This window comes from Streptomyces sp. NPDC006624, from assembly GCF_040611555.1.
Lineage (GTDB): Bacteria > Actinomycetota > Actinomycetes > Streptomycetales > Streptomycetaceae > Streptomyces.
Genome location: NZ_JBEXOM010000032.1, coordinates 38,237 through 64,802 on the forward strand (window position 1 = coordinate 38,237; position 26,566 = coordinate 64,802).

At 73.6% G+C, this 26,566-nt stretch carries 21 protein-coding genes and 1 pseudogene; 11 read left to right on the forward strand and 11 right to left on the reverse strand.

From position 1 onward, the window contains the following. The first annotated feature begins 145 nt into the window (after positions 1 to 145). Together ABZY20_RS34850 and ABZY20_RS34855 are read left to right on the forward strand one after the other, a co-directional pair. Positions 146 to 511 (forward strand): nuclear transport factor 2 family protein, encoded by a 366-nt coding sequence (locus ABZY20_RS34850; protein WP_356447153.1) that lies wholly within the window; start codon positions 146 to 148, stop codon positions 509 to 511. Between the two features lie 617 nt (positions 512 to 1,128). Beyond that, the gene (locus ABZY20_RS34855; RefSeq protein WP_356447155.1) at positions 1,129 to 1,470 is read left to right on the forward strand and encodes a hypothetical protein; all 342 of its coding nucleotides are present in this window, start codon (positions 1,129 to 1,131) and stop codon (positions 1,468 to 1,470) included. 68 nt (positions 1,471 to 1,538) lie between these two features. Here ABZY20_RS34855 and ABZY20_RS34860 read toward each other — a convergent pair whose 3' ends face one another. Beyond that, a complete protein-coding gene (locus ABZY20_RS34860) occupies positions 1,539 to 2,198 on the reverse strand; it encodes a TetR/AcrR family transcriptional regulator (protein WP_356447157.1) in 660 nt (219 codons plus the stop codon). A 164-nt stretch (positions 2,199 to 2,362) separates the two neighbouring features. On the opposite strand from ABZY20_RS34860, the gene ABZY20_RS34865 reads away from it, so the two are divergent. Then, positions 2,363 to 3,610: a YncE family protein gene (locus ABZY20_RS34865; protein ID WP_356447159.1), complete on the forward strand. Its 1,248-nt coding sequence runs from the start codon at positions 2,363 to 2,365 to the stop codon at positions 3,608 to 3,610. Here ABZY20_RS34865 and ABZY20_RS34870 read toward each other — a convergent pair. After that, complete coding sequence (locus ABZY20_RS34870; protein WP_356447161.1) at positions 3,603 to 5,468, reverse strand: cellulase family glycosylhydrolase; 1,866 nt, start codon at positions 5,466 to 5,468, stop codon at positions 3,603 to 3,605. The genes ABZY20_RS34865 and ABZY20_RS34870 overlap by 8 nt on opposite strands. 76 nt (positions 5,469 to 5,544) lie before the next feature. Beyond that, positions 5,545 to 7,518, reverse strand: a pseudogene (locus tag ABZY20_RS34875) (translation factor GTPase family protein). Between the two features lie 184 nt (positions 7,519 to 7,702). Here ABZY20_RS34875 and ABZY20_RS34880 point away from each other — a divergent pair. Next, positions 7,703 to 8,809, forward strand: a complete 1,107-nt coding sequence (locus tag ABZY20_RS34880) for an XdhC/CoxI family protein (RefSeq protein ID WP_356447163.1) — start codon at positions 7,703 to 7,705, stop codon at positions 8,807 to 8,809. Positions 8,810 to 9,042: 233 nt separating this feature from the next. Here ABZY20_RS34880 and ABZY20_RS34885 read toward each other — a convergent pair whose 3' ends face one another. Then, a complete protein-coding gene (locus ABZY20_RS34885; protein ID WP_356447165.1) occupies positions 9,043 to 9,570 on the reverse strand; it encodes a metallophosphoesterase in 528 nt (175 codons plus the stop codon). Positions 9,571 to 9,665: 95 nt separating this feature from the next. Here ABZY20_RS34885 and ABZY20_RS34890 point away from each other — a divergent pair, with 95 nt between their 5' ends. From ABZY20_RS34890 to rfbC, 3 genes are all read left to right on the forward strand, one after another. After that, positions 9,666 to 11,570 carry a DEDDh family exonuclease gene (locus ABZY20_RS34890; protein WP_356447167.1) on the forward strand — a complete coding sequence of 635 codons (1,905 nt, stop codon included), beginning with the start codon at positions 9,666 to 9,668 and terminating at the stop codon, positions 11,568 to 11,570. A gap of 174 nt (positions 11,571 to 11,744) precedes the next feature. Beyond that, positions 11,745 to 13,688, forward strand: a complete 1,944-nt coding sequence (locus tag ABZY20_RS34895; RefSeq protein WP_356447169.1) for a glycosyltransferase family A protein — start codon at positions 11,745 to 11,747, stop codon at positions 13,686 to 13,688. 3 nt (positions 13,689 to 13,691) lie between these two features. Beyond that, positions 13,692 to 14,288, forward strand: coding sequence for a dTDP-4-dehydrorhamnose 3,5-epimerase (rfbC, locus tag ABZY20_RS34900; protein WP_356447171.1), 597 nt, complete (start codon positions 13,692 to 13,694; stop codon positions 14,286 to 14,288). Positions 14,289 to 14,351: 63 nt separating this feature from the next. On the opposite strand, the gene ABZY20_RS34905 is transcribed toward rfbC, so the two are convergent. The 6 genes from ABZY20_RS34905 to ABZY20_RS34930 form a co-directional block, all read right to left on the reverse strand. After that, entirely contained in the window at positions 14,352 to 15,155 is an 804-nt protein-coding gene (locus ABZY20_RS34905) for a class I SAM-dependent methyltransferase (protein WP_356447172.1), read from the reverse strand. Continuing rightward, positions 15,142 to 16,029 carry a dTDP-4-dehydrorhamnose reductase gene (gene rfbD, locus ABZY20_RS34910; protein ID WP_356447174.1) on the reverse strand — a complete coding sequence of 296 codons (888 nt, stop codon included), beginning with the start codon at positions 16,027 to 16,029 and terminating at the stop codon, positions 15,142 to 15,144. Before rfbD ends, ABZY20_RS34905 begins: the two co-directional genes overlap by 14 nt. Then, positions 16,026 to 17,006 carry a dTDP-glucose 4,6-dehydratase gene (rfbB, locus tag ABZY20_RS34915; RefSeq protein ID WP_356447176.1) on the reverse strand — a complete coding sequence of 327 codons (981 nt, stop codon included), beginning with the start codon at positions 17,004 to 17,006 and terminating at the stop codon, positions 16,026 to 16,028. The genes rfbD and rfbB overlap by 4 nt, the downstream gene beginning before the upstream one ends. Further along, a complete protein-coding gene (locus ABZY20_RS34920) occupies positions 17,003 to 18,070 on the reverse strand; it encodes a glucose-1-phosphate thymidylyltransferase (RefSeq protein WP_356447178.1) in 1,068 nt (355 codons plus the stop codon). The genes rfbB and ABZY20_RS34920 overlap by 4 nt, the downstream gene beginning before the upstream one ends. Before the next feature lie 104 nt (positions 18,071 to 18,174). Further along, positions 18,175 to 18,348: a hypothetical protein gene (locus tag ABZY20_RS34925; protein ID WP_356447180.1), complete on the reverse strand. Its 174-nt coding sequence runs from the start codon at positions 18,346 to 18,348 to the stop codon at positions 18,175 to 18,177. 261 nt (positions 18,349 to 18,609) lie between these two features. Next, a complete protein-coding gene (locus tag ABZY20_RS34930; RefSeq protein WP_356447182.1) occupies positions 18,610 to 19,542 on the reverse strand; it encodes a LysR family transcriptional regulator in 933 nt (310 codons plus the stop codon). 156 nt (positions 19,543 to 19,698) lie between these two features. Here ABZY20_RS34930 and ABZY20_RS34935 point away from each other — a divergent pair, with 156 nt between their 5' ends. Further along, positions 19,699 to 20,394: a type 1 glutamine amidotransferase domain-containing protein gene (locus ABZY20_RS34935; protein ID WP_356447184.1), complete on the forward strand. Its 696-nt coding sequence runs from the start codon at positions 19,699 to 19,701 to the stop codon at positions 20,392 to 20,394. A gap of 38 nt (positions 20,395 to 20,432) precedes the next feature. On the opposite strand, the gene ABZY20_RS34940 is transcribed toward ABZY20_RS34935, so the two are convergent. Further along, positions 20,433 to 22,883, reverse strand: coding sequence for a SpoIIE family protein phosphatase (locus ABZY20_RS34940; RefSeq protein WP_356447186.1), 2,451 nt, complete (start codon positions 22,881 to 22,883; stop codon positions 20,433 to 20,435). A gap of 185 nt (positions 22,884 to 23,068) precedes the next feature. On the opposite strand from ABZY20_RS34940, the gene lanKC reads away from it, so the two are divergent. From lanKC to ABZY20_RS34955, 3 genes are all read left to right on the forward strand, one after another. Continuing rightward, entirely contained in the window at positions 23,069 to 25,663 is a 2,595-nt protein-coding gene (lanKC, locus tag ABZY20_RS34945; protein WP_356447187.1) for a class III lanthionine synthetase LanKC, read from the forward strand. A gap of 84 nt (positions 25,664 to 25,747) precedes the next feature. Then, on the forward strand, positions 25,748 to 25,864 hold the full coding sequence (locus ABZY20_RS34950) for a SapB/AmfS family lanthipeptide (RefSeq protein ID WP_356447188.1): 117 nt from the start codon (positions 25,748 to 25,750) through the stop codon (positions 25,862 to 25,864). Between the two features lie 107 nt (positions 25,865 to 25,971). After that, a partial coding sequence (locus tag ABZY20_RS34955; RefSeq protein WP_356447190.1) for an ABC transporter transmembrane domain-containing protein occupies positions 25,972 to 26,566 on the forward strand: 595 nt, incomplete at its 3' end.

Sequence of the window (26,566 nt, forward strand, 5' to 3'; positions counted from 1 at the left end):
GGGTCCCCGGCGGACACGGGCGGACGGCCGCCCTCACCCGTCAGGCCCAGCGCTTGCCGACGCCGCCGGGCCGGAGGAGCCTCGGGAGGAGAGGCCTTCCGCGGCCCGCTGCCGACCGGGTCGCGGCCCGTCGAAGGAGGTCGTCATGGGAACAGCGGCAGAGCCCGGCTTCGACCGGGAGACCCTGCGCCGGGGCGTGGAGGGGCAGACGCCGGAGATCCTGCTCTCCCTCTACGCCGACGACGCGGAGCTGCGCATCGTGGACCGCATGACCCAGCCCAGCCACCCCAAGGTGCTGCACGGCCGGGAGGAGATCGGCCGGATGCTGGAGGACGTCTACAGCCGCGACATGTCGCACAAGCTGGAGAACTGCGTCATCCAGGGCGATCAGGCCGCCTACAGCGAGAGCTGCCGGTACGCGGACGGGGTGCGCGTCCTGTCCGAGTCGATGCTCTCGCTGCGCGACGGCAAGATCACCGAGCAGACCCTGGTCCAGGCCTGGGACGAGTAGGAGCGGCCGTGCCCCCGGGCGTAGGAGCGGCCGTGCCCCCGGGCGCGGTGCGGACGGTGCGTGCTGCGCGCACCCGGGCGCTGCACGCCGTGATGTCGCCGGTGCGGTGAGGGCCGGGCTCCAGGACCGCGGGGCGTGCCCTCGCGCAGGCGGAGCACCTCGCCCTCACCGCCTCCCCCGTACCTCGGCAGGCCGGCGTCATCGGCAGGCCGGCGTCACCCCGGCCTGACAATTTGTCATGTGACAAGAAAATTTCCGGCAGGCGCAGTAGTCTGAGGCCGGTTGCTCTCGATCGTTTGCGTCGGCCTTCCGTCACAAGGTCTGCGTGAAACGTCCGACCTTGGCTTGCCGCAGGAGTGCCGGCCTGCCGTCCCGGGTAACCGCGCACCATCCGTGCGGCGGGACGATGCTCTACCGGCCGCGCGACGGGACGCCCGCGTCGGCTCGCACCGGCGCGGGACCTCCCGGCAGCACGCACCGCCTTGATCGATCGGATGGGATGGGGGCCAGCAATGCCTTGGGGGCGGAGACGAAGACGGCCTGCACCCGCACCACCGCCGGAGAACGATCTCCTCGCATTCGAGCTGACCCGCGCCGACTTCCGGACCCTGACCCGCGTGATCGAACACGCCCGGCGGTGCCTGGAAGCGGAGAGCGACGCGGACCCGCAGACGATCGGCAACGCCAGCGGAGCCGCACTGCTGCCCCTGCTCTACGCCCGGGCCGGCGCCGCGCTCGCACGCGGCGCCGAAGGCGTGCCCCTGCTGGTCGCCGAGATCGGCCACGTGGAGGCGGCCGTGGTCAACCTGGAGTCCTACGGCGGGCACGAGACCGTGCTGTGCGAAGGGCACTCCCTCCTGGAGCGGCTCACGGTGCTCAGCGAGGAGGCACGAGCGGGCCGGACGGTGGACGGAGTGCTGCGGCTGCCGCGTTCCACTCCGCAGGCCCCGTGCGGGTGAGGTCGCCCCAAGGCCGGTGAGCGCGACGCGCGGAGGGACCGCGGGTGTCGCCTCGGCCTCCCGCGTCGTCACCCCGGCGCCTCCCAGCCGGGCGGACGCAGGATCCCCAGCAGTTGGCGGACCAACTCGTCGACCACCTCGTCCAGCGTCGCGTCCACCCAGCCGGCGCTCCAGTCGTGGAGCAGGCCGTTGACGCTGCCGATGAAACCCGTCGCCGCGAGACGGTAGTCGCGGGGTGCGGCGTCCTCGCGCGCCGCGGCCGCCTCGGCCTCGGCACAGATGAGGTCGACCCAGCCGGCCCGGCGGGCGAGCCGCTGCTCCTCCAGGCGCGGGCTGACGCCGATGATCTCGACGAACGCGATGCGCATCCGGCGCGGGTCGGCGGCGAGGTTGCCCGCGTAGGCGCTGAAGATCGCGGTGACGCGTTCGGCCAGCGGCAGCCGGGCCGCGCCCGCGGCAGCCTCCCGCACCGCCGCCTCCGCCCAGCCGTTGACCTGGAGGTGCAGCGCGGCGAGCACGTCCTCCAGGGTGCGGAACTCCTCGTAGAACTGACGGGTGGACAGCCCGGCCGCCTCGCTGAGGGCGGCGACCGTGGTGGCGCGGAAGCCGGGGGTGTCCCCGAAGAGCTGGAGCCCGGCGTCGAGGAACCGCCGGCGCCGCTCGGCCTGCCGCTCCGCGGCGGTCTTGCCGCCGTAACGGCCGGTCGGTGCTCTGAGCCTGCCCGGCAACGGGCTCCCCCTTCCCTCGTACACACACGCTCTTCGGTCGAACACCGATTTTGTCGTGCACGCGGTCTTGTGGAGAAGGCCGCCCCCTCCTTACTTTGCAGTAAGTTGACTGTGAAAGCACGCGTGTTCAGATTCCTCACCCCACCTCCGAGGAGGGATCAGCCATGCCCGTCTTCCGACGACGGCACCTGTGCTCCCTGACCGCCGCCCTCGCCCTGACCGCCGCCGTGCCCGCGGCCCAGGCCGCCCCGGACTCCTCCGCCGCGCTGCGCGAGGTGATGTTCGTGGGCAACAACTGGGACGGCACCGCCGACGTCATCGGATCGACCGGTGACTTCGGGAAGATCGGCCGGATCGACGTCATCCCCGACAAGGACCGGCGGATGGCGGAGATCAACGCCGACCCGATCAAGTGGATCTACTTCATGGCCATCCGCAACAGCGTCGGCGAGGGCCACGACCAGTTCGTCGACGACATGTACTCCACGCCGGACGGCACCTCCGTGGTCGTGTCCCGGCCGAGCTTCGCCGACGTCGTCTCCATCGACCTGGCCACCGGCGCCGTCAACTGGCGCTTCCCGGTGTCCGGTTACCGCTCCGACCACATGGCCGTCTCCCCCGACGGCACACGGGTCGCGGTGTCGGCGTCGACCTCGAACACCGTCCATGTGCTCGACATCGTCACCGGGAAGGAACTGGGCAGGTTCGCCACCGGCGACAAGCCGCACGAGAACATCTTCACGCGGGACGGCAAGTACCTCTACAACATGGCGATCGGCGACGTGAACACCCAGACCGACGCCCCCTGGCTGGACTGGACGAAGGGCGACCGGCGCATCACCGTCGTCGACGCGACCACGTTCAAGCAGGTCAAGGTCATCGACATGCGCCCGCACCTGGACGCGCTCGGCCTGAAGGACCACTCCGACGCGGTGCGGCCGGCCGTGTTCTCGCCCGACGAGTCGAAGCTGTACTTCCAGGTGTCCTTCTTCAACGGCTTCTTCGAGTACGACGTCGCCGCCGACCGGATCACCCGCACCAAGACCCTGCCGAAGAACCCGGCGACCAGCGACGACCGCACCTCGTTCGTCAACGACTCGCGCCACCACGGCATCTCGATGAGCCCCGACGGCCGCAAACTGTGCGTCGCGGGCACGATGGACGACTACGCCACGGTCGTCGACCGCGCCACGCTGGAGGAGGGCCCGCTCGTCACCGCCTCCAAGCCCTACTGGGCCACGGTCAGCGGTGACGGCAGGTCCTGCGTGGTCTCCGAGAGCGGCACCGACCAGGTCACGGCCATCGACTTCGCCACCGGGAGGAAGGTCGTGTCCGTACCGGTCGGTGACCATCCGCAGCGCGTCCGGCTCGGTCACGTCCGGTCCGACTGGACGGGTCCGGCGGCTAACTGACCTCCCTCGCCGCCCACGCCGCCAGCTCGGAGCGGGCGGCGGCGAGCAGGTCCGCCGGGGGAGCCGTCGCCCCGTTGGTCACCAGCGCGAAGTGCGCGACGCCCGCGTCGGGCGCGGTGAGCAGCAGGCGGCGGCTTCCCGTGCCGCCGGGTTCCGGTGCCACGCCGACGGGGGTCGTGGAGCCGTAGGCGGGCGGGGCGTGCACCGTGCCGAGGTCGGAGACGACCGTGGTGGACGCGGCGGGGAAACTCGCCGGCAGATGCAGTTCGGTGGGCGCCGCAGTGCCGTTGGAGCGCCACAGCAGCAGCCCGTACTGCCCGGACCCCACCAGCTGCCGTACGTGCGGCAGCGAACGCGGCACCGGGTTCCAGGTCAGGGTGGCCGAGCCGTCACGGGAGCGGTCCTCGTAGGTGAAGCCGACCGTCGTACCCGCCGTGGCGCTCGGGTAGAGGCGATCCAGGAGCCGGGCGTCCTGGCGCAGCACGGGCCTGCCGGAGTCGTCGAGGCGCACGGCGGACAGGTCCTCGTCGTTCCAGGCGTCGCCCTCGGTGCGGACCTTGTCCGGGTTGCCGTTCATCAGCTCGCGGTGGCGGCCGTGGTAGATGTCCCACTGCCACTGGGAGCCGGACAGGACCGGTCCGGAGGCCGCCGGGTCGTTCCACCAGTCGGCGCCCTTGAGACGGGAGTCGAGTGCCTGGTACATCGCCTTCAGGACGGTCGGCGCCTTGTCGGCGACGGCTCCCGCCAGCGGGTGCCCGAACTCGCTGACCACGGCGGCCGTCCGGGCCGCGGCGGCCCGGTCGCGGACCGTGCGGAAGTCGTTCGCGTACTGCCCGTCGGCCGCCTTGCCCCACATGAAGACGCCCGAGATGGCCTTCTGGTCGTAGAAGTGGGTGTTGAAGACGTAGCGCGGTCCCAGCTCGCCGGCGTCGAGCAGGCCGCCCTCCTGCCGCTGGAAGTCGAGGTTGGCGTTCCAGAAGAGGTTCGGCTCGACGAAGGCGGGCTTGTCGCGCCAGCCGGCCGCGTCCATGCGGGCCCGGAACCTCTCGTAGAACGGCCACAGCACGTCCTTCTCCCAGGCGCGGCTGGTCTGCCCGGAGTCGTACGTCCCCGCGTGCGGCTCGTTGTAGGGGTCGAAGCCGGCGATGCCCTCGAACTGGTCGTCGCTCAGGTGCCGGCGCAGGTGGGCCAGGGTCTTCCCGGCGGTGGCGAGGAAGGCGTCCTGCACGCCGTGCGCGTTGTGCCAGAAGTCGTACGACGCCCGCTTCACCGCCTCGTTCTGGGTGATGTTCTGCCCCCAGAAGAGGCAGATGCCGCAGGACTCGTCGGGATAGTCACCGGCGTCGACCGCCCATCGGGGCGCGCCGTCGCCGGTGTACCAGCTGTCGGCGTCGAACAGGTACCGGGAGTGGAGGTCCTGGTGGAAGTCGGGGTAGACGCGCAGGCCGGCGTCGAGGAAGGCCTTGATCTGGTCGGTGGCGGCGGCCAGGTAGGCCGTGTCCACCCGGCCGCGCTCGGGCTCGGCGTAGGCCCAGGAGAGCAGGAAGCGGACGGTGTTGCCGCCGCCCAGGGCGCGCAGCGCGGCCGCCGAGGTGCGGGCGTCGGCGACCGAGGCGAAGGGCAGGCCGTTGTTCTCGGCGAGCTTGGTCTCGCCGGAGACGTTGTAGCCGCGCAGCACGATCTCGCGGCCGTGGGCGTCGGTGAGGCGGCCGTCGTGCACGGTGACGGCGGGGTCGTCGAACCAGAGGGAGCCGGAGGGCGGCGCGGCGGCGGCCGGTGGGACGCCCGCCACCGGGAGCGAGCCGAGGAGGACGGCCAGGACGACCAGCAGACGCGCTCGAATAGTCGGCATGTCCATTACAGTCCGGCGATATCACGACACCGTCAACACCCCTGACTCCAGAGTAAGTTGCCGTCCGGCCGGCGCCCGCACCTCAGCCACCCACCCTCCGCGTCACGTTCAGCAGGTACTCCTTCCTGTTCAGCGGGTTGTGGTCGGTGCGCGGGCGCTCGGGGACCGTGCCGTGCGCGACGGGCGCGTAGCGGTCGAAGAAGCTCTCCAGCTCGCCCTCGCCCCGCGTGAGCCCCGGCAGCCGCTGCCCGAGGGCGTGCACCCGGGCCGCCGGCACGGTCCCCTCCAGGACGCAGCGGTCGTCCCGGTTGCGGGTCGTCTCCGGGACCGCCGCGAGCCGGGCGAGGACCGGCAGCAGGGCGCCCAGGGTGTCGGCCGGGGCCTCGACGCGGAAGCGGTGCAGGGGCTCGTGCACCCGCGTGCCGGCCCGCCGCAGCGCCTACATCAGCACCAGCGGGGTCAGACCGCGGAAGTCGGCGCCGGTGCTCGACATGCTCTTGTCGAAGCCCTGGTGGGCGTGGCTCTGGCGGGGCGAGTAGCCGCAGTGGGTCATGGTGACCGTGCAGTCGGGGATCTGCCAGCCGTGCAGGCCCTGCCCGAGGGTCTCGCGCACGGTGTCCTCGACGGCCTTGAAGAAGGCGTACGGCATCGAGCCGAGCTCGACCTCCAGACGGAAGGCGACACCCGAGCCGGCCGGTGCGGGCTCGACGCGCAGGCCGACGGTCGCGAGGAACGGGTTGGGGTCCCGCTTGTTGAACTCGACGGCCTGCCCGGTGCCGACGAGCCGTTCGACGCACAGCGGGGTGGTCTCGCGGAAGGTGACGTCGAGGCCGTACTCGTCGGCGAGGGTGGCCTGCAGGACCTCCTTCTGCACCTCGCCGTAGAGGGAGACGGAGGTCTCCCGCCGCCGCTCGTCGTGGCGCAGGCCGATCAGCGGGTCCTGCTCGGCGAGCCGGGTCAGCGCCGCATGGAGCGCTCCCCGGTGCACGTCGGGGCCGGGGACGACGACCGTCTCCAGGGTGGGCGGGGCGAAGAAGTGCTCGTACGCCTTGTGCGGTTCGCCGATCGCGTCGCCGATGCGGATGCCGTCGAGCCCGGTGAGGCGGGCGATCCCGCCGGCGGTGACGGCGTCCGCGCGGGTGTCCGTGCCGTGGCCGAAGACGCTGATGCCGGTGATCCGGCCCTCGGCGCCGTCCGCCCCGAAGGGGATCCGGTCGCGCAGGCGCAGGGTGCCGGAGAACATCCGGGTGTAGGCCACCTGCTCCCCCGCCGGGCCCCGGTCGACCTTGAACACCGTGGCGGAGACCGGCCCGTGGGCGTCCCCGCCGGCCGTCGGCAGCAACGCGCGGATGCCGGACAGCAGTTCCTCGACGCCGGCGCCCGTCACGGCGGAGCCGAGGTAGACGGGGTGGACCAGGGCCTCGCGGGTGCGGGCGGCCAGGGAGCCGTGCAGGAGAGCGTCCGTGACGCGGTCCTCCACGTACGCCGACAGCAGGGCGTCGTCGTGTTCGGTCAGGACGTCCAGGGCGGCGGCCGGTCCGCGGCCCGGGGTGAAGCGGGCGGCGCGGGTGCCGGGACGGGTGGCCGTCCCCATCGGGACGACGGAGGGCGTCAGCCGGGCGGCGATCTCCCGCAGCACCTCTTCCGGGCGCGCCCCGCCGCGGTCGATCTTGTTGACGAAGAGCAGGGTCGGGATGCGCAGCCGCCGCAGCGTCCGCATCAGCACCCGGGTCTGCGCCTGCACGCCCTCGACGGCGGAGACGACGAGGACCACGCCGTCCAGCACGCCGAGCACCCGCTCCACCTCCGCGATGAAGTCCGGGTGGCCGGGGGTGTCGATGAGGTTGACCGTCACCCCGTCGAGCGGGAAGGAGACGACGGCGGACTTGATGGTGATGCCGCGCTGCCGCTCCAGCGCGAGGGTGTCGGTGCGGGTGCTGCCGTCGTCGACGCTGCCGATCTCGTCGATCACACCGGCCGAATGGAGCAGCCGCTCGGTCAGGCTGGTCTTACCGGCGTCGACATGGGCGAGAATCCCGAGGTTGAGCAGGTGCACGAAGCGTCATGTCCTTCGGAGAGAGAGCTGTTCCGGCCTGGGGGGACATGAACGCAGTGCGCATCTCGGCTCCTGGGAATCGATGACGTCGGTGTCCTGTGCAGTCCAGCAGAGGTGCCCGGCGGGGCACAACGGAATTTGCCGCCGCCGGGGTACCCGGTGCGGTGCGCGGAAGGAGCGGCTCGTGCGTGACGTTCTCCCGGTGCTCGGCCGCTGGTACGCGGCGGGGCTGCCGTTCGGGCTGGCGACGGTCGTCCAGGTCAGCCGCAGCGCGCCCCGCGACCCGGGCGCGGCGATGGCGGTCGGCCCGGACGAGGAGGTCGTGGGCAGTGTGTCCGGGGGCTGTGTCGAGGGCGCGGTGTTCGAGCTGGCGCGGGAGGCCGTCGCGGACGGGGAGGCCCGCCTCGAGAGCTTCGGATACAGCGACGAGGACGCCTTCGCCGTCGGGCTGACCTGCGGCGGCGAGATCACGGTGCTGGTGCGGGCCGTGACGCCCGGGCGGGATCCGGCGTTCGGCGCGGTCGCGGAGTCCGTCGCGGCGGGCGAACCGGTGACCGTCGCCACGGTGGCCGACGGACCCGCGCGGCGCGGGGCGTCGCTCGCCGTCTGGCCGGACCGGGTGCTGGGCACGCTCGGCGCGCGCGGCCTGGACGCGGCCGTGACGGCGGACGCACGCGGCGAGCTCGCCCTCGGCGCGACCGGCCTGCGGCACTACGGCCCTCAGGGGCAGCGCCGGGAGGACGCCGTCGCCGTGTTCCTGCAGTCCTTCGCCCCGCCGCCGCGGATGCTGGTCTTCGGCGCGATCGACTACGCGGCGGCCGTGGCCCGGATCGGCGACTTCCTCGGCTACCGGGTCACCGTCTGCGACGCCCGCCCCGTCTTCGCCACGCCCCGGCGCTTCCCCGAGGGCGTCGAGGTGGTCGCCCGGTGGCCGCACCGCTACCTGCGCGACACGGACACCGACGAGCGCACGGTGATCTGCGTCCTCACGCACGATCCCAAGTTCGACGTGCCGCTGCTGACGGAGGCGCTGCGCCGCCCGGCCGCGTACATCGGCGCGATGGGCAGCCGCCGCACCCACGCCGACCGGGCGGCACGGCTCGCCGAGGCCGGGCTGACCGAACGGGAGCTGGCGCGACTGCGCTCCCCGGTCGGGCTCGACCTGGGCGCCCGTACGCCCGAGGAGGTGGCGGTCTCCGTCGCCGCCGAGATCGTGGCACTGCGCTGGGGCGGCACCGGCGCGCCCCTCACCGCCACGCAAGGCGCGGTACACCCGCCCCGCCCGCACTGAGCCGGGCCGGCTCGCCGAGTCGCGTGCGGCCCGGCGACGGGCTCATCGGTGCCCGTGCCCATGGCCCTGGCGGCCGCCCAGATCCGCGTGACCGAGCGGGCGGACATCGGTGCCCGTGTGGCCCTTGCCACCGCCCGGACCCACGCGACCGAGCGGACCGGACACTCCGCGACGGCCCCCGCCGGGCCGAGACGGGCACCTGTCGCCGCACCGGCGCACCTCGGCGCGCCTGTTCAGCGCGGCGTGCGCGGCGTGCGCGGTGTGCGCGGCGGCAGCCGGTGCAGTGTGACCTCGGTGAGCCGGCCGTCGGCGAGCGTGGCGGTCATGTACGTGCAATAGGGCTGGCGGCGGCGGTCCGTCGGGGAGCCCGGGTTGAGCAGGCGCAGGCCGCCCGGGGCCGTGGTGTCCCAGGGGATGTGGCTGTGCCCGAAGACCAGCACGTCGAGGTCGGGGAACCGGGCGGCGCACCGCTGCTCCCGGCCCTGCTTCGCGCCGGTCTCGTGGATCACGCCGAACCGCAGTCCGTCCAGCTCGGCGTACGCCACCTCCGGCAGGCGGGCGCGCAGGTCCGGTCCGTCGTTGTTGCCGTGGACGGCGACGAGCCGGCGGCTGCGGTCCTGCAGCAGGTCGAGCGTGGCGGTGTCGACCCAGTCGCCGGCGTGGAACACGACGTCCGCGCGCGGGAGTTCGGCCAGCAGCCGCGCGGGCAGCTCCCTGGCGCGCTTCGGCAGATGGGTGTCGGACATCAGGAGCAGACGCACCCCTTCACCCTAGAGGGTGCCGCACGATATCCACTTATGCGGATGAATCGCCATCCAGGTTGAACGTTCGGTGAAGATCCCTCCATCCTTCGCCCATGTCTCTGCTCTCCCCCGCCGCCGATCCCTCCGCCCTGCGCGACTACGCCCACGACTGGGCGGTGGTCGACGTCGAGACGTCGGGCCTGGTCGCCCGCCGCGACCGGGTGCTGTCCGTGGCGGTGGTGACGCTGGGGCCCGACGGGGAACAGACGGACGAGTTCTCCACGCTCCTCGACCCGGGCTGCGATCCCGGGCCGGTGCACGTGCACGGGCTGACGGCCGAGAGGCTGCGCGGTGCGCCGGACTTCGGCCGGGTCGCGGCGCGGATCGGGGCGATGGTGCGGGACCGGGTGCTCGTGGCGCACAACGCCCAGTTCGACTACGACTTCCTCGCCCACGAGTTCGCTCGCGCCGGCGCTCGCCTGCCGGTGGCCCGGCGCCTGTGCACGCTCGCGCTGAACCGGCGGGTCGACCCGCCGACCGAGGACCTCAGGCTGGGCACGCTCGCCGCCCACTACGGCGTCCGCCAGGAACGCGCCCACGACGCGCTCGACGACGCACGCGTGCTGGCGGGGGTGCTGCGCGGCTCGCTGCGGGAGGCGGCCCGTCTGGAGCTGCCGCTGCCGTTCGTCCCCTGCCCGCCGCGCCAGGACCCCCAATTCGCGCCCAGGACACCCAAGACGCCGTGCGCGTACCGCAATCCCGGCCGGGCCGAGCCGGGCGGTCCGCTGGTGCAGGGCATGAAGATCGCGCTCACCGGTGAGACGCGCACGGCGCGCGCGGAGCTGGAGCGGCGGGCGAATGAGGCCGGGCTGAACGTCATGACGTCCGTCAGCCGGCACACCAGCGCGCTCGTCACGAACGACTCCTCCTCCGCCTCCGGGAAGGCGCGCCGGGCCCGGGCGGAAGGGGTGCCCGTCCTCGACGAGGCCACGTTCGTCCGGCTCCTGGCCGACGTCCGCCCGGGGACGCGCCACGAGCGGGGGCGGTCCGCGGAGGGCGTGATCCCCTCGCCGGCGGGGCCCGCCGAGCCGCGCGATCCGGCCCCTTCCCGTCCGGCCGGCCAGGCCACCGCGCCCGTGCGGGAGACCCCGGCAGGCCGGCCGGAGCCGGCGCCGTCCGGGCCCGCGCGCCCGGCCCGCCGGGTCGCCCCGGACCTTCCGCTGTCCGGCCGGCGGGTCCTGGTGCTCGGCGGCACGCACCCCGAGGCGGTGGCGGCCCGCCGCAGGATCACCGAGCTCGGCGGGGCGGCGGCGATCAACCTCTCCGCGAGCGTCACCGACGTCGTCCTGCTGGAAGGCGGCGCACGGGACCGCCGGATGAAGCGGATCACCGCGCTCGCGTACCCCACGCACGACGCCGCGTGGCTCGACGCCCCGGTCGTCGCACCGCTCTCCGGGCCGGGCGGCGGACCGGCGGCCCCGCTCGTCCTGCCGCGCGGCGGCGTCGTCGATCTTCCGCAGCCGAGCGGCCCGGCGTGCGGGGTGCCCTGGACCGTCACCGCGTCCTGGGCCCAGCGGACGCCGTGCGAGATCGACGTGGTCGCCTTCGTCGTCGACGAGGACGAACAGGTCTGCTTCGACGAGGACTTCGTCTTCTACGGCGCCCCGGAGAACCCGGGCGGGACGGTGCGGCTGCACAGCGACGGACCGACCGAGCAGACCATCGGCGTCGGCCTCGCCGCGCTGCCCCCCTCGGCGCGCAAGGTGGTGGTCGCCGCCGCCCTCGACGGCTCGGCCGTCTTCGGCGACGTCGGCGCCATCCACATCAGCTCCGGGCCGGGCACCAGCGCCGCGCCCCTGGTCCAGGCCACCCTGGACGCCGCGACGACGGAACGCACCCTGATCCTCGCCGAGCTCTACCGCCGCGGCCCGCTGTGGCGTCTGCGCACCGTGGGGCAGGGGTACGACGAGGGCCTGGACGCCCTCGCCCGGCGCTACGGCGTGGACGTCGCCGACTGACCTCCCTTTGACCGTGAACAGACAGGCGGAGCAGGCCAGTTGCCCGTCGGGCGCGGAGTTGATCACGGCCAGGTCTCGAAAGGTGAGGCGAAATCGCCGACCGGGTTAGCATCGGGCAACACGCAGGACAACAGGACGTCTACGGCAAGCGACCCGAAGGGGCCCGGAAACCCGATGCCGGTCAAGGTCAGCGTCATCGTCCCCGTCTACAACCCGGGGATCTACATCGAGGACTGCATCTCCTCGCTGCAGCGGCAGTCGCTGCCTCCCGACGAGTACGAGGTGATCTTCGTCGACGACGGCTCGACCGACGGGACCCCGGCCCGGCTCGACCGGCTCGCCGCCGAGGACCCCCGGATGCGGGTCGTCCACCAGGAGAACTCCGGCTGGTCGGGCAAGCCCCGCAACGTCGGCATCGAGGCCTCCCGGGGCGAGTTCGTGATGTTCGTCGACAACGACGACTACCTGGGCGACGAGGCCCTGGAGCGGATGTACGACTACGGCGTGGCCAACGGCGCCGACGTGATCGTGGGCAAGATGGCCGGCAAGGGCCGCGGGGTGCCGGTGGAGCTGTTCCGCCGCAACCACCCGCGGGCCAGTGTCGAGAACGCCCCCCTCATCGACAGCCTCACCCCGCACAAGATGGTCCGCCGGGCCTTCCTGGACCGCATCGGGCTGCGCTTCCCCGAGGGCAGACGGCGGCTGGAGGACCATGTCTTCATCGCCGAGGCGTATCTGCGCGCGGAGAACGTCTCCGTGCTCAGCGACTACGTCTGCTACTACCACATCCGCCGGGACGACGGCTCCAACGCCGGTTTCGAACGCTTCGATCCCGTCGGCTACTTCAAGAACCTGCGCGAGGCCCTCGACGTCGTCGAGCGGTACACCGAGCCCGGCCCGGTGCGCGACCGGCTCTTCCGGCGCTGGCTGCGCGTGGAGATGGTCGAGCGGCTGCGGGCCCGGCGCCTGCTGAACCTGCCGGACGACTACCGCAGGGAGCTCTTCGCCGAGATCCACGCGGTCGTCGTCGAGCGGTTCGGCCCCGGTGTGGCGGCCGGGCTGCAGCCGACGCAGCAGGTCGTCGCCGCGCTGACGGCGGCCGGCCGGTACGACGACGTGGTGTCCTTCGCCGAGTGGGAGGCGGGCATCGGTCCCAAGGCGGCCCCCGTCGCGATCGAGTGGCGGAAGGGCTCCCTCGGGGTCTCCTTCACGGCCGAGTACGTGTCCGCCGGGGAGCCGATGCTGTTCCCCGCGAAGGCGCAGGCCGCACCGCTGGACGACGTGCCGAAGGACGTCGCCGGGGCGGTGGCCTGGGTCGCCTCCGAGACGGCCGCGCGCTTCGGGCAGGCCACGGCCGATCTGCTGCTGCGGGAACGCTCCAGCGCCGCGCAGTACTTCCAGCCGGTCGAGCTCACCCGCGAGAGGGTGCCGGCCGGGGGCGGCGAGCAGGTCCGGCTGGTGCTGCGGGCGACCGCCGGGATCGACCCGGCCGACCTGCCGGGTGACGGCGTCTGGGACGCGGTCGTCCGGGTCAAGCTGGGCGGCTGGACCAAGGAGTGCCGGCTGGGCCCGGTGCCGCGCGAGGACCGCCCCGCGCCGGGTGTGGGCGTCGTCGGCGACCGCGCGGTCCTGCCGTACTGGACGACCCCGCACGGCAACCTCTCCCTGGAGCGCGGAGCGCGGGGCAGGCGCCTCGGGCTCCGCGCGGTGCGGCTGACGGACATCGGCGTCTCCGGCGGCCGGCTGCGGGTCCCGCTCCCGGTGCACGTCCCCGGCGAGACGCCGGTGGTGCTGCGGTTCGTCTCCGCCACTCGCTTCTTCGACGCGACCGCCACGCTGTCGCCCGCCCCGCGGGGCACGGGCTCGGTGCTGGAGGCGGACCTGCCCACCGGGGATCTCCTGGGCGCTGTCTGGCGGGTGGCACTGTGCCTGACCCCGGGCGGCGACCGCCCGCGCTTCACGGGGCTGCCGTTCTCCCTGCGCGTCGCGGCGGGCAGTGTGCTCGTGGGGCCGGTGCCGCGGCCGGGCGCGGCGCTGCGGCTGGCGCGAGGGGCGCGGCGCGTGCTCGGCGCCACGCGCCGCAAGGTGGTCACCCGTATCAGGACCGGAGGGCAGTGACGGATGCGACCGCTGGGGATAGAGGGCTCCTGGGTACTGGAGCCCAAGGTCTTCCCGGACGACCGGGGCAGCTTCCACGAGTGGTTCCGGGGCGAGGAGTTCCGCGAGGCCACCGGCCGTGACCTCTCGCTGGCCCAGGCCAACTGCTCGGTGTCCCGGCGGGGCGTGCTGCGCGGTGTCCACTTCGCCGACGTGCCGCCCAGCCAGGCCAAGTACGTCACCTGTGTCCGCGGCGCGGTCCTGGACGTGGTCGTCGACATCCGGGTGGGCTCCCCCACGTACGGGATGTCGGAGGCGGTACGGCTCGACGACGACACCCGGCACGCGGTGTTCATCGCGGAAGGGCTGGGCCACGCCTTCATGGCGCTGACCGACGACGCCACGGTGGTGTACCTGTGCTCGGAGGGATACGCCCCGGACCGCGAGCACGGCATCCACCCGCTCGACCCGGCCCTGGGCATCGAGTGGCCGGACTCCGTCCCTCCGGTCCTCTCCCCCAAGGACGAGCAGGCCCCGACCCTCGCCGAGGCGGAATGGCAGGGGCTGCTGCCGTCGTACGAGGCCTGCCGGGCGTACTACGAGCGGCTGCGCAGCGGCTGACACCCCACCGCGGAGCCCGTACGGGAACGCCGGCCGCCCCCTCGGGGCGGCCGGCGTCCTCGTTCAGCGGCTGACGCCGACCTGCTCCAGGGACCGGCGCAGGGGCTCCCAGCCGACGGAGCGGGGCAGGCCCCGGTTGCGGGCCTGGACGAGGGGGCGCCAGAAGCGGGCTTCGAGGAGCGTCTCGGGGCGGACCGCACCGGCCCTTTCGAGGATCGCCTCGGGGACCTTCTGCGGGTCGGGCACCTTGTACTCGGCCATGATCTCGTCGTACTTGTCGTGCAGGACCCGGTTGTTCGGGTCGGCGCCGAAGACGACCAGCTGGCCGGTGGGCGCGGTGTCCACCTGGACCGCGACCAGGTCCGGGCGGTAGCGCGCCAGCACCTCGGTGATCTTGTAGACGTCGCCGGTCCAGGCGTTGGTGTGCCGGTCCCGGGCGGCCTCGTCCACGCTGCGCGGCAGCATGTCGTCGAAGACGATGACGCTGGACCAGTCGGAGTGCTTCTCGACGTTCATGAAGTCGCGCAGGGCGTACTCGAACAGGTGCATGCCGTCGATGAAGGAGAGGTCGAGCGTGGTGCGGCGCCAGTAGCCGAAGGGGCTGCGGCCGCGCCGCAGGTTGCGCAGCGGGTGGCGGCCTCCCTTGAGGTGCTGCAGGGGGTTGTCGCGGGCGAAGAAGTCGTCGCTGGTGGCCTTCACCAGGTGGACGTCGCACTTCAGCTCCGAGACCACCTTGAAGGCGGGGTCGATCGCGATGCTGGGGACGCGGGACAGGCGCAGGCTGCGCCCGTCGTTGACGCCGATCTCCAGGTAGTTGCGATTGGCGCTGACCTTGTGCAGTTCCCGGAGGAACTCATGGCGTTTCACGGAGAGGACCTTCCTTGCGGATGCGGGGCAGTGCTTCGTGCAGGGCGGAGCGCCACTCGCGGGGCCGGGGCAGTCCGATCTCCTGCCAGCGGCCGTGGGCGAGGGCGCTGTACGCCGGGCGGGGCGCGGGCCGTGGGAAGGCCGCGCTGCTGGTGGGGCGCACCCGGTCCGGGTCGGCGCCGAGGAGGGAGAACACCTCGCGGGCCAGTTCGTACCAGGTGGCCTCACCGCAGTTCGTGGCGTGGAAGACGCCGTGCGCGTCCGGGCCGAGCCGCGGACCGAGGTCGGCGATCCGTTCGGCGACGTCCGCGCTCCAGGTGGGCTGCCCGCGCTGGTCGTCGACGACGTCGAGGGTGTCGCGGCGGGCTTCGAGATCGATCATGGTCCGCACGAAGCTGGTGCCGTGCTCCCCGTAGAGCCAGGCGGTGCGCACGATCGCGCTCGCTCCGGGCAGTTCCTCCAGCACGGCCTGCTCGCCGGCCAGCTTGGTGCGGCCGTAGGCGGTGCGCGGGCCGGTCGGATGGTCCTCCGGATAGGGGGCGGTGCGGGCCTGTCCGGAGAAGACGTAGTCCGTCGAGACGTGCACGAGGCGGGCGTCGTGGGCGGCGCAGGCCCTCGCCAGCAGGCGCGGCCCGAGGCCGTTGACCTCCAGGGCGCGGGCCTCGTCGGTCTCGGCGTCGTCCACGGCCGTGTAGGCGGCGCAGTTCACGACGAGGTCGGGGGTGTGCTCGCGCAGCGCCGCGTCGACGGCGTCGGGGCGGGTGATGTCCAGGGCGGCGCGGTCGAGGCCCACCACGCTCCCGCCGCGCCGGGTCAGTTCCTCCACGACGTCCCGGCCGAGCATCCCGCCCGCGCCGGTGACCAGCCACCTCATGCGCGCTCCTGGGCGACGCGCCGCTTCAGGGGCTCCCACCAGGCACGGTTGTCGCGGTACCAGGCGACCGTCTCGGCGAGGCCGTCGGTGAAGTCGTGGCGGGGCCGGTAGCCGAGTTCGTCGCGGGCCTTGGACCAGTCGACGGAGTAGCGCAGGTCGTGGCCCTTGCGGTCCTCGACGTACTCCACCCGGTCCCAGTCGGCGCCGCAGGCCCGCAGGAGCAGCCCGGTCAGTTCCTTGTTGGTGAGTTCGGTGCCGCCGCCGATGTTGTAGACCTCGCCGGGCCGGCCCTTGGTGCGCACGAGGTCGACGCCCTGGCAGTGGTCGTCGACGTGCAGCCAGTCGCGGACGTTGCGGCCCTCGCCGTACAGCGGCACCTTGTGCCCGTCGAGGAGGTTGGTGACGAACAGCGGGATGACCTTCTCGGGGAACTGGTGCGGGCCGTAGTTGTTGGAGCAGCGCGTGACGCGCACGTCCAGGCCGTGGGTGCGGTGGTAGGCCAGGGCGAGCAGGTCGGAGGAGGCCTTGGAGGCCGAGTACGGCGAGTTCGGCTGCAGCGGGTGGGTCTCCGGCCAGGAGCCCGACTCGATGGAGCCGTAGACCTCGTCGGTGGAGACGTGCACGAAGGGGCCGGTGCCGTGGCGCAGGGCGGCGTCCAGCAGGGTCTGGGTGCCGAGGACGTTGGTGCGCACGAAGTCGGCGGCGCCGGTGATGGAGCGGTCCACGTGGGACTCGGCGGCGAAGTGCACCACCTGGTCGGCGCCGGCGACGAGTTTGTCGACGAGTTCGGCGTCGCAGATGTCGCCCTGGACGAACTCCAGCCGGGGGTGGGTCAGTTCGAGGTTGTCGAGGGTGCCGGCGTAGGTGAGCTTGTCCAGCACGGTGATGTGCGGCGCGTCGGGCGGGTCCGAGGCGAGCAGCGCGCGGACGTAGCGGGAGCCGATGAACCCGGCGGCACCGGTGACGAGGAGGTTCATGAAGTGATCTGCACCTTGCTGTGGTCTCCGAGGACGAGGCGGTGGGCGCTGGGGACGCTGGGGGCCGGCGTCACCTCGACGTGCCGGCCGATGAGCGAGGACTCGATCCGGCCGACGCCCTGGATCGAGGAGTCCCGCAGCACGATGGAGAACTCCAGTTCGCTGTCGGTGATCCGGCAGTTCTCGGCGACGGAGGTGAAGGGCCCGATGTAGGAGTCGCGGACGACGGTGCCCGCACCGATGACGGCGGGTCCGACGACGCGGGAGCCGATGATCCGCGCGCCCTCCTCCACGACGACCCGTCCGACGGTCTCCGAGGCGTCGTCCACCTCGCCGTCGATGCGGCGCTCCATGCCTTCGAGGACCATGCGGTTGACCTCGAGCATGTCGCCGACGTTGCCGGTGTCCTTCCAGTAGCCCTTGATGACCGTGGAGCGCACGTCGGCGCGGGTGTCTATCAGGTGCTGGATGGCGTGGGTGATCTCGAGTTCGCCGCGCCAGGACGGTTCGATGGCGCGGACCGCGTCGTGGATCAGGGGCGTGAACAGGTAGACGCCGACCAGCGCGAGATCGCTCTTGGGCTGTTCGGGCTTCTCCTCCAGGCCGATCACCTGGCCGGACGGGTCGAGTTCGGCGACGCCGAAGGCGCGGGGGTCGGCGACCCGGGTGAGCAGGATCTGGGCGTCGGGCCGGTTGCTGCGGAACGCGTCGACGAGGCCGGTGATGCCGCCGACGACGAAGTTGTCGCCGAGGTACATCACGAAGTCGTCGTCACCGAGGAAGTCACGGGCGATCAGCACCGCGTGGGCCAGTCCCAGGGGCCGTTCCTGGGGGATGTAGGTGACCTTCAGGCCGAACTTCGACCCGTCGCCCACCGCTTCCTCGATCTCCGCGGCGGTGTCCCCGACGATGATGCCCACGTCGGTGATGCCGGCCTCGGCGATCGACTCCAACCCGTAGAAGAGCACGGCCTTGTTGGCCACGGGCACGAGTTGCTTGGCGGACGTGTGGGTGATCGGCCTCAGCCGTGTTCCTGCACCGCCGGACAGCACGAGAGCCTTCATTCGGCTCACCTTAGTCGCGATCCGGCGGTTGTGAACATCACTTCTTCAGGTGGCCGACGCGTGCGGTTGGCCGGGGCGTCACCCGGCCGCCCGCGGTGGAGCGGTCAGTCCTCACCCCGGACGATGTTCCACTCCGGCCCGGACCGCGCGGTCCCGGGGGTGGCCCGGTTCTCGACGGCGGGGAGGCAGGTCCGCAGCGCGGCCTTGCCGCGCAGTCGGCGTGCCTTCGACCAGCCGGTCTCGGGCCGGCGTACGACGGGCTTCTCAGGGGTGTCCATGGACGTCACTGCTCATCATCTTCCTTCTGCGTCAGTCTGGTGTTCGAGTCCCCTGAGACAAACCGAACAAACCTGCCCCAGGGCGTTCGTGCCGCACCGCCGTGCCGCACCGCCCGAACTCCCCTGTCGCGCCGGTCGGTTCACAGGTCACCGAGGGACACGAGCCCACGGGGTGGCCGCGGCCGACGCGCGAGCACTCGGTGTGCCGGATCCCCGCCGACTCCGCCCTGCGCGGCCCGGGTACCCGCCGCAGCCGTACGGTCACCAGGTGCGCGCGGCTTCCAGAAGACGGTCGCGGACGAGCGTGACGTGCGGGTTGTCCGAGGTGCCGGGCCGCTGCACGAGGAAGCCGGTGTTGATGGGCGCGTCCTCGGGGGCGTCGAGCAGGACCAGGGCGCCGGACGCCAGTTCCCCGGCGCACAGGTACCGCGGCAGCACGCTGAACCCGGCACCGCCCGTCACCAGCGCCAGGACGGCCCGCAGGTCGGGCGCGGAGACGGCGGCGCGGCAGTTCAGGCGCCGGCCGAAGACGTGCCGCCAGTAGCGGCGCACGATGGGCAGGTCCTCGGCGTACGTGATCAGCGGGACGTCGTGCAGCGCGGCGGGGCCCTCGGCCGCCAGGCGCTCGATCCGGTCGGCCCAGGCGGGGGCGGCGACCAGGACGAACTCCTCGTCCACCAGCGGCACCGCGGACAGGGTGCGGCCGCGCGGCCTGGCCGTGGCGATCACCAGGTCGTGGCGGCCGGCGCGCAGTTCCTCCAGCAGCGGGTCGGTCAGTCCCATGGCGACCCGCAGCCGTACTCCCCCGACGACGAGCGGGGCCAGGGCGGGCAGGGCGCGGGTGGAGAGCAGTTCGGCGGGCCCGGCCAGATGGACCGGCTCGGCGCGCGACTCCTCGGGCGGGCCGTGCCCGGTGGCCTCGGCGAGCGCGTCGAGGGGAGCGGCGATGCGGGCCGCGAGTTCGTCGGCCACGGCCGTGGGAGCGACGCCGCGGGGCAGTCGTTCGAACAGCTCCCGGCGGGTCTGCCGTTCCAGTGCGCGGATCTGGGTGGTCACGGTCGGCTGGGACAGGCCCAGCAGCTTCGCCGCGGCCGTGAAGGAGCCCGAGCGGTGGACAGCCAGGAAGGTCCGGAGGAGATTGAGATCGGGCGGCGCCGGTGTGCCGGTCGCGCCGAGCGGGTCGATGGGCCTCACGCGATCCGACCCTACCGCCGACCGCCATGAGAAAACCTATGGCTGCCATAGGCCCTGCCATTGGAAGACCCGCAGTCCGGGGTCCTATGGTCGTGAGTGTCCGAGTCACCGCCGCACTGTCCGACCGCGGCACGTCCCCCACGGAGATGCACCACCATGTCGAAGATCCTCTTCGTCGTCACCGGCGCCGACACCTGGACCCTGGCCGACGGCACCGCGCACCCCACCGGCTTCTGGGCCGAGGAGGCCGTCGCCCCGTACGAGGCCTTCCGGGCCGCCGGCCACGAGGTCGTCGTGGCCACGCCCGGCGGTGTGGTGCCCCCCGTCGACCGGGCCTCCCTGGCTCCCGAGGTGAACGGGGGCCAGGAGAACGCCGACCGGATCGCCAAGGCGCTGGAGTCCTTCACCGAGCTGCGCAACCCGGTGCGGCTCGAGGACGTCCGGCTCGACGACTACGCGGCCGTCTTCTACCCCGGCGGCCACGGCCCCATGGAGGACCTCGCCGTGAACGCCGACTCCGGCCGGCTGCTCGCCCGGGCCCTGGAGTCGGGCCGGCCGCTCGGCGTGGTCTGCCACGGGCCGGCCGCGATGCTGGCCGCCGTCGGGGCCGACGGCGCGAACGTCTTCGCCGGCTACGAGGTCGCGGCGTTCACCAACGCCGAGGAGGTCCAGGGCGGCCTGGCCGACCGCGCGAAGTGGCTGCTGCAGGACCGCCTCACCGAGGCGGGCGTGACCGTGCGGGCCGGTGAGCCGTGGGCCCCGAACGTGGTCGCCGACCGCAACCTGGTCACCGGCCAGAACCCGGCGTCCTCGGCACCGCTCGCGGAGGAGATGCTGAAGCGGCTCGCCTGAGCCGTACGGCGGCTGAGCGGCGCGGCGGGGGCCGGCGCTCAGCCCTGCAGCACCAGCTCCGCCCACACCTGCTTGCCCCCGCTGACGGGCAGGGTCCCCCAGGTCGCCGAGAGCGCCTCGACGAGCAGGATCCCCCGGCCGCCCGTGGCTTCCCAGCTGATGCTGGTGGGGCGGACCGGGGTGCGGGGGGAGGCGTCGGCGACGGCGATGCGCAGGCGGTTGTTGATCAGGGTGAGGTCCATGCGCACCCGGCCGTCGGTGTGCACCAGGGCGTTGGTGACGAGTTCGGAGACGACGACGAGGGCGGCGTCGTACTCCTCGGTGACGCCCCAGGAGCGCAGGGTGCGCCGGGCGAAGCGGCGGGCGTGCCCGACGGCCTGCGGCACCCGCCACACCGTCCAGCTCTCCCGCAGCGGACGCAGCTCCATGCCGTCGTAGCGCAGGAGCAGCAGGGCGACGTCGTCGCTGCGCGGGGCGTTGCCCAGGAGGGCGTCGGCGACGAGACCCAGGTCGACGGGGGCGGCCTCGGCCAGCTCGCCCGCGAGGCGCTCCAGGCCCGCGTCGATGTCGGAGTCGGGCGTCTCGACGAGCCCGTCCGTGGTCAGCGCGAGCACGGTGCCGGGCGGCAGCCGCAGCGGGCTCATGGGGAACTGCGCCTGGCCGAGCACACCGAGGGGCGGGCCGCCCTCGGCCTCCGCGATCTCGGTCCGCCCGTCGGGGTAGCGCAGCACGGGCGGCGGGTGCCCGGCCCGCACGCACCAGGCGTACCCCTCCTCCAGGTCGACGTCGACGTAAGCGCAGGTCGCGAAGAGGTCGCTCTCCATGTCCACGAGCAGCCGGTTGGCGTGCGCGACCACCACGTCCGGGGGGTGCCCCTCGACGGCGTAGGCGCGCAGGGCGGTGCGCATCTGGCCCATGAGCGTGGCGGCGCCCGCGCTGTGCCCCTGGACGTCGCCGATGACGAGCGCGACGTGGTGGTCGGGCAGCGGGATGACGTCGTACCAGTCGCCGCCGAGTTCCAGTCCGGCCGTGCTGGGCAGGTAGCGGGCGACGGCCACCGCGCCGGGCAGCCGGGGCAGGCGGCGAGGCAGCAGCTGGCGCTGGAGCATGCCGACGAGTTCGTGCTCGGCGTCGAAGGCCCGGGCGCGCACCAGGGCCTGTCCGGCGAGGCCGGCGCAGGCGGTGAGCAGGGCTCGTTCGTCGGCGCCGAAGTCGTGCGGGGTGTCGTAGCCGATCAGGCAGGCCCCGGCCATGCGGTTGCCGGCGGGCAGCGGCAGGACGGCCAGGCCGCCCGGGCCGACGTCGGCGAGGGCGGGTTCCAGGGAGCTGCCGGCGGGCCAGATGCGGGCGCGGCCCTCGCGGAGCGCGGCGGCGAGGGTCGGCATGGCGCGCACGGGCGCGTCGGGCCACTCCCCGCGCCACTCCGACCGCCACAGCTCGGGCCAGGCCTCCGGCTCGGGCGGGTCGAGGACGGTGACGACGAGCCGGTCGCCCTCCAGCTCGGCCAGGGCGATCCGGTCGGCCCTCAGCGGCCGGCGCAGGGCGGCGACCACCGCTTTGCCGACGTCGCGCACGGTGACGGCGGTGGCCAGCGCCGCGGCCAGGCGCTGGACGCGGGCGACGTCGGTGACGTCCGAGCGCAGGGTGGAGGCGTCGGCGACGGTGCCCACGAGCCGCGCCGGCCGGCCGTCGCCGCCCGGCAGCAGCCGCCCGCTCAGCCGGAGCCACTTCGGCGGCCCGGCGGGCTGGAGCACCCGGAACTCCAGTTCCCGGTCGCCGATGGACATGTGGTCGGCCTCCACCACGGACATCAGTGAGGGCAGGTCCTCCGGCACGGTCAGGCTGAGCAGGGTCTCGACCCGGCCGTCGAACGCGGCGCGGTCGATGCCGAACAGCTCCAGCAGGTCGTCGGCGACGCGGACGCGGCCGGTGTCCATGGCGAGGCTGAAGGCGCCCGGCGGCAGCTCGCCGCCCTCGGCGGGCTCGGCGGGGGCGGTGAAGGCGACCGCGTCGGAGACGAGCTCCAGGCAGGCTCGGTCGTCGGCGCCGAACCCGTCGGGGCGCTCGCTCACGGCGAGCAGGCAGCCACCCCCGTCGCCCCGTACGGGCAGGGCGACCAGGTGGAAGGCCGGGGACGGTACCCGGCGCGACTGGGCGTCCTCGGCGAACTCCGCCGGGCTCAGCGCCACCGGCCGCCCGTCGCGGTGGGCCTCGGCGAGGGGGGACCGCCCCGCGCGCGGATAGCTGTCGCGCACCCCGTACAGCGTCCTGGGCACACCGACCGACTCGATCAGGCACAGCAGCTCGCCGTCCTCGCTCGGGGCGTAGAGGGCGGCGAACGCCGCTCCGGCGAAGACGAGTGCCTGTTCGAGGACGCGGCGCACCCGTTCGGGCGACTCCGGGTCGGCCGCGATCGCTTTGAGAGCACCTTCGGCACGCAGCGTTCGCGTCTCGCGTTCTCGGGCGCCCGGACTGACCACGTTGGCCATTACAGCGCTTATGGGACACCCGCGCAGCCCCTGGGAGCGTTCGGCCGACGGCACCGGCGCCGGAGCGCGAAAGAAACCGAACAGGAGTTGACGCATGCGTTCCGCACGGTCGTGTCGTGACAGCCGTGACTGTTCCGGCCCCTGGGGCTGCTGGAAGGCTCGGTGCTCGTCACGGAGGGGGACGCATGGACAAGCGGTACGAGGTGTACGCGCTCGCCGACCGGCATTTCTACGAGACGCCGGACCGGCTGACGGGCGGCGGGCCGGGGACGGCCCCGCACCTCTACGAGACGGCCGGCCGGCCGGTGCCCGAGGGCTGGTCGTCGGCCCGCATGGGCGACTGGCTGACGATGACGCCGCTCGGCCCGGACGGCGAGCCGGTGCCCGGCCCCTCCCAGGGCTGGAAGATCCACGCCTCGGCGACCCGCGCGAACGCGGAGAAGATCGCCGGGATCGTGTGGGACTACTGCGTCGAGCGGCGGATCCCCTTCAAGTTCGTGCCCGGCCCGCACCTGCTGCACCTGCGCAACACCAAGTACGCGCCCCGCGACGGCAGCGGCAAGTTCGTCACCCTCTACCCGGCCGGTGAGGAGCAGCTGCACCGGGTGCTGCGCGAGCTGGGCGCGCTGCTGGAGGGGTTCGAGGGGCCGTACGTCCTCACCGATCTGCGCTGGGGCGAGGGTCCGCTGTACGTGCGCTACGGCGCCTTCGCGCGGTCCTTCGTCGTCGACGAGCGGGGCTCGCTGGTGCCCGCGGTGCGCGACGGCGAGGGGCGGCTGGTGCCGGACCGGCGGTCGCCGTCGTTCCAGGTGCCCGAGTGGGTGACCCTGCCGGAGTTCCTCCGGCCGCACCTGGACGCGCGGAACACCACGACGGTCGGCGAACTGCCGTACCGCATCGAGAAGGCGCTGCACTTCTCCAACGGCGGCGGTGTGTACGCGGGCACCGACACCCGGGACGGGCGCAGGGTCGTGCTGAAGGAGGGCCGGCCGCACGCGGGGCTGGCCGCCGACGGGGCGGACGCCGTCGCCCGGCTGGAACGGGAGAAGTCGGCCCTGGAGCGGGTGGCGGGCACGGGCGTGGTCCCCGAGGTGCGCGACTGGTTCGAGCTCGGCGGCCACCGGTTCCTGGTGATGGACTTCCTCCCGGGCCGGCCGCTCAACTCCTTCTTCGCCGAGCGGCATCCGCTGCTCGCGCAGGACCCCGACCCGGCGGCCGTCGCCTCCTACACGGCCTGGGCGCTGCGCATCCACCGCAGGGTGGAGGAGGCCGTGGCGGCGGTGCACGCGCGGGGCATCGTCTTCAACGACCTGCACGTCTTCAACATCATGGTCGCGCCGGACGAGGAGTCGGTCTTCCTGCTCGACTTCGAGGCCGCGGCCCCGGCCGAGGACAACGGCCGCCAGGTCGTCGCCCACCCCGGCTTCTTCGCGCCGCCGGACCGCCGGGGCGCCGACGTCGACCGCTACGCGCTGGCCTGTCTGCGGCTGGCCCTGTTCCTGCCGGTGACCACGCTGTTCGTGGTCGACCGCGGCAAGGCGGCGCATCTGGCCGAGGTGATCCGGGAGCAGTTCCCGGACGTACCGCGGGAGTTCCTCGACGAGGCGGTCGCGGAGATCACCCGGGAGGCGTCCGGCCGCGGGCGTGCCGTGCCCTCCGCGTGGGTGGACCCGGGCGACTGGCCCCACAGCCGCGACTCGATGGTCAAGGCGATCCTCGCCTCGGCGACCCCGGAGCGCGACGACCGGCTCTTCCCGGGCGACGTCGCGCAGTTCTCGGACGGCGGCGGGCTGGGCCTCGCCCACGGCGCTGCCGGGGTGCTGTACGCGCTGGACGCGATCGGCGCCGCACGCTTCGAGGAGGGCGAGCGCTGGCTGCTGGAGCGGACCTCGCCGGTCCCGGCCGGCACACCGCTCGGCCTGTACGACGGGCTCGCGGGCGCCGCCCTGGTCCTGGACCGGCTCGGGCACCGGCAGCGGGCACTCGACCTGGTGGGGAGCATCCTCGCGGAGCGGTGGCGGAACCTCTCCTCAGACCTGCACGGCGGACTGGCCGGACTGGGGCTGGTCCTCGGGCACCTGGCCCGCACCACGGGCGAGACGGAGCTGCGCGAGCGGGCCGAGGAGGCCGGGCGGATCCTCGTGGAGCGGCTCGCGGAGCCGCTGCCCGCAGCACCCCGGCGGCGCGCCGGGCTGCTGCGCGGCGTGAGCGGACCGGCGCTGTTCCTGCTGCGGCAGTACGAGTGGACCGGCCACGCGCCCTGGCGGGAGGCGGCGGCCGTGGCCCTGCGCCGGGACCTGGAGTCCTGTGTGACCCGGGAGAGCGGGGAGCTGGAGGTCGACGAGGGCTGGCGGACGCTGCCCTACCTCGGCGACGGCAGCGCCGGAGTGGGCATGGTCCTCGACGACCTCGTGGCCCACGCGCCCGGCCTCGCCGGGGAGTTCGAGGCGGCCCGGTCCGGCGTCCTCGCCGCCGCCACCTCGCGCTTCTACGCGCAGCCCGGTCTCTTCCAGGGCCGCGCCGGAATGATCCTGCACCTCAGCCGCACCACCACGCCGGGCGCCACCGCGGACCGGCTGGCCGCCCAGATCGCCGGACTCGGCTGGTACGCGATGGCCTACGAGGGCCAACTGGCCTTCCCCGGCCACCAGATGATGCGGCTGTCCATGGACCTCGCCACCGGAACGGCAGGGTGCCTGCTGGCGCTCGGCGCGGCCCTCGACCCGGCGTCCGGCGCCCATCTGCCGTTCCTCCCGCCGCCCCGGAGGCGGCCCACCTGACGCGGTTCCGCGATCCCGCGGAGTCGTGACACCACCCCGTCCCCACGGACGACCACGGACGGACAACCCACGGAAGGACACACCATGGCACTGCTCGACCTGCAGACCATCGAGACCGAGGAGCGGACGGAAGGCGGCGGCAACAGCACGCTGAGCCTGCTCTCCTGCGTCAGCGCCGCGAGCATCACGCTCTGTCTCTGACCTGCGGTGCGCGTACGGCTCCGGGCGGCCCACTCCCCACGGGGAGGGGCCGCCCGGGGTCCGTCCGCCCCATCGTCCGGGGTCCACCCGCCCCACGGAAGGCCCGTATGACCACGCCTGCCGACGACGACCCGGCGGCCGGGCACGCCCGGGTGCTGCTGCGTACGGCCACCCGCCACAGCGGCGCCCGCTGTGCGGCCCTGACCCTGGCGAGCACGGCCGCGACCGGTGCCGGGCTGCTGCTGCCGGCCGCGCTGGGCCGGGCCCTCGACCTGCTGCTGGCGCGGGCCCCGGCGACCCGCTGGGTGCTGTACTGCGCCGGCCTCGTCCTGCTGATCGCGCTGCTCGACGCCGCCCGGACCGTCCTGACCGGCACCGTCGACGCCCGCAGCACGGCATGGCTGCGCCGGCGGCTGACCGGGCACGTCCTGGCCACCGGGCCGCGCGCCGCCGACCGCTTCGGCTCCGGTGACCTCGTCGCGCGCCTGGTCGGCAACGCCGCCGAGGCGGGGACCGCACCCGCGGCCCGTGCGGCCCTGGCCGCCGCCCTCGCCGGCCCCGTCGGCGGTGTGGTCGCCCTCGGCCTGATCCACTGGTGGCTCGCGGCCGTCTTCCTCGCCGGAGCCCCCGTCCTGGCCCTTCTCCTGCGGGCCGTCGCCCGGGACACCGCACGGAGCGCGACGCGCTACCAGCGGGCGCAGG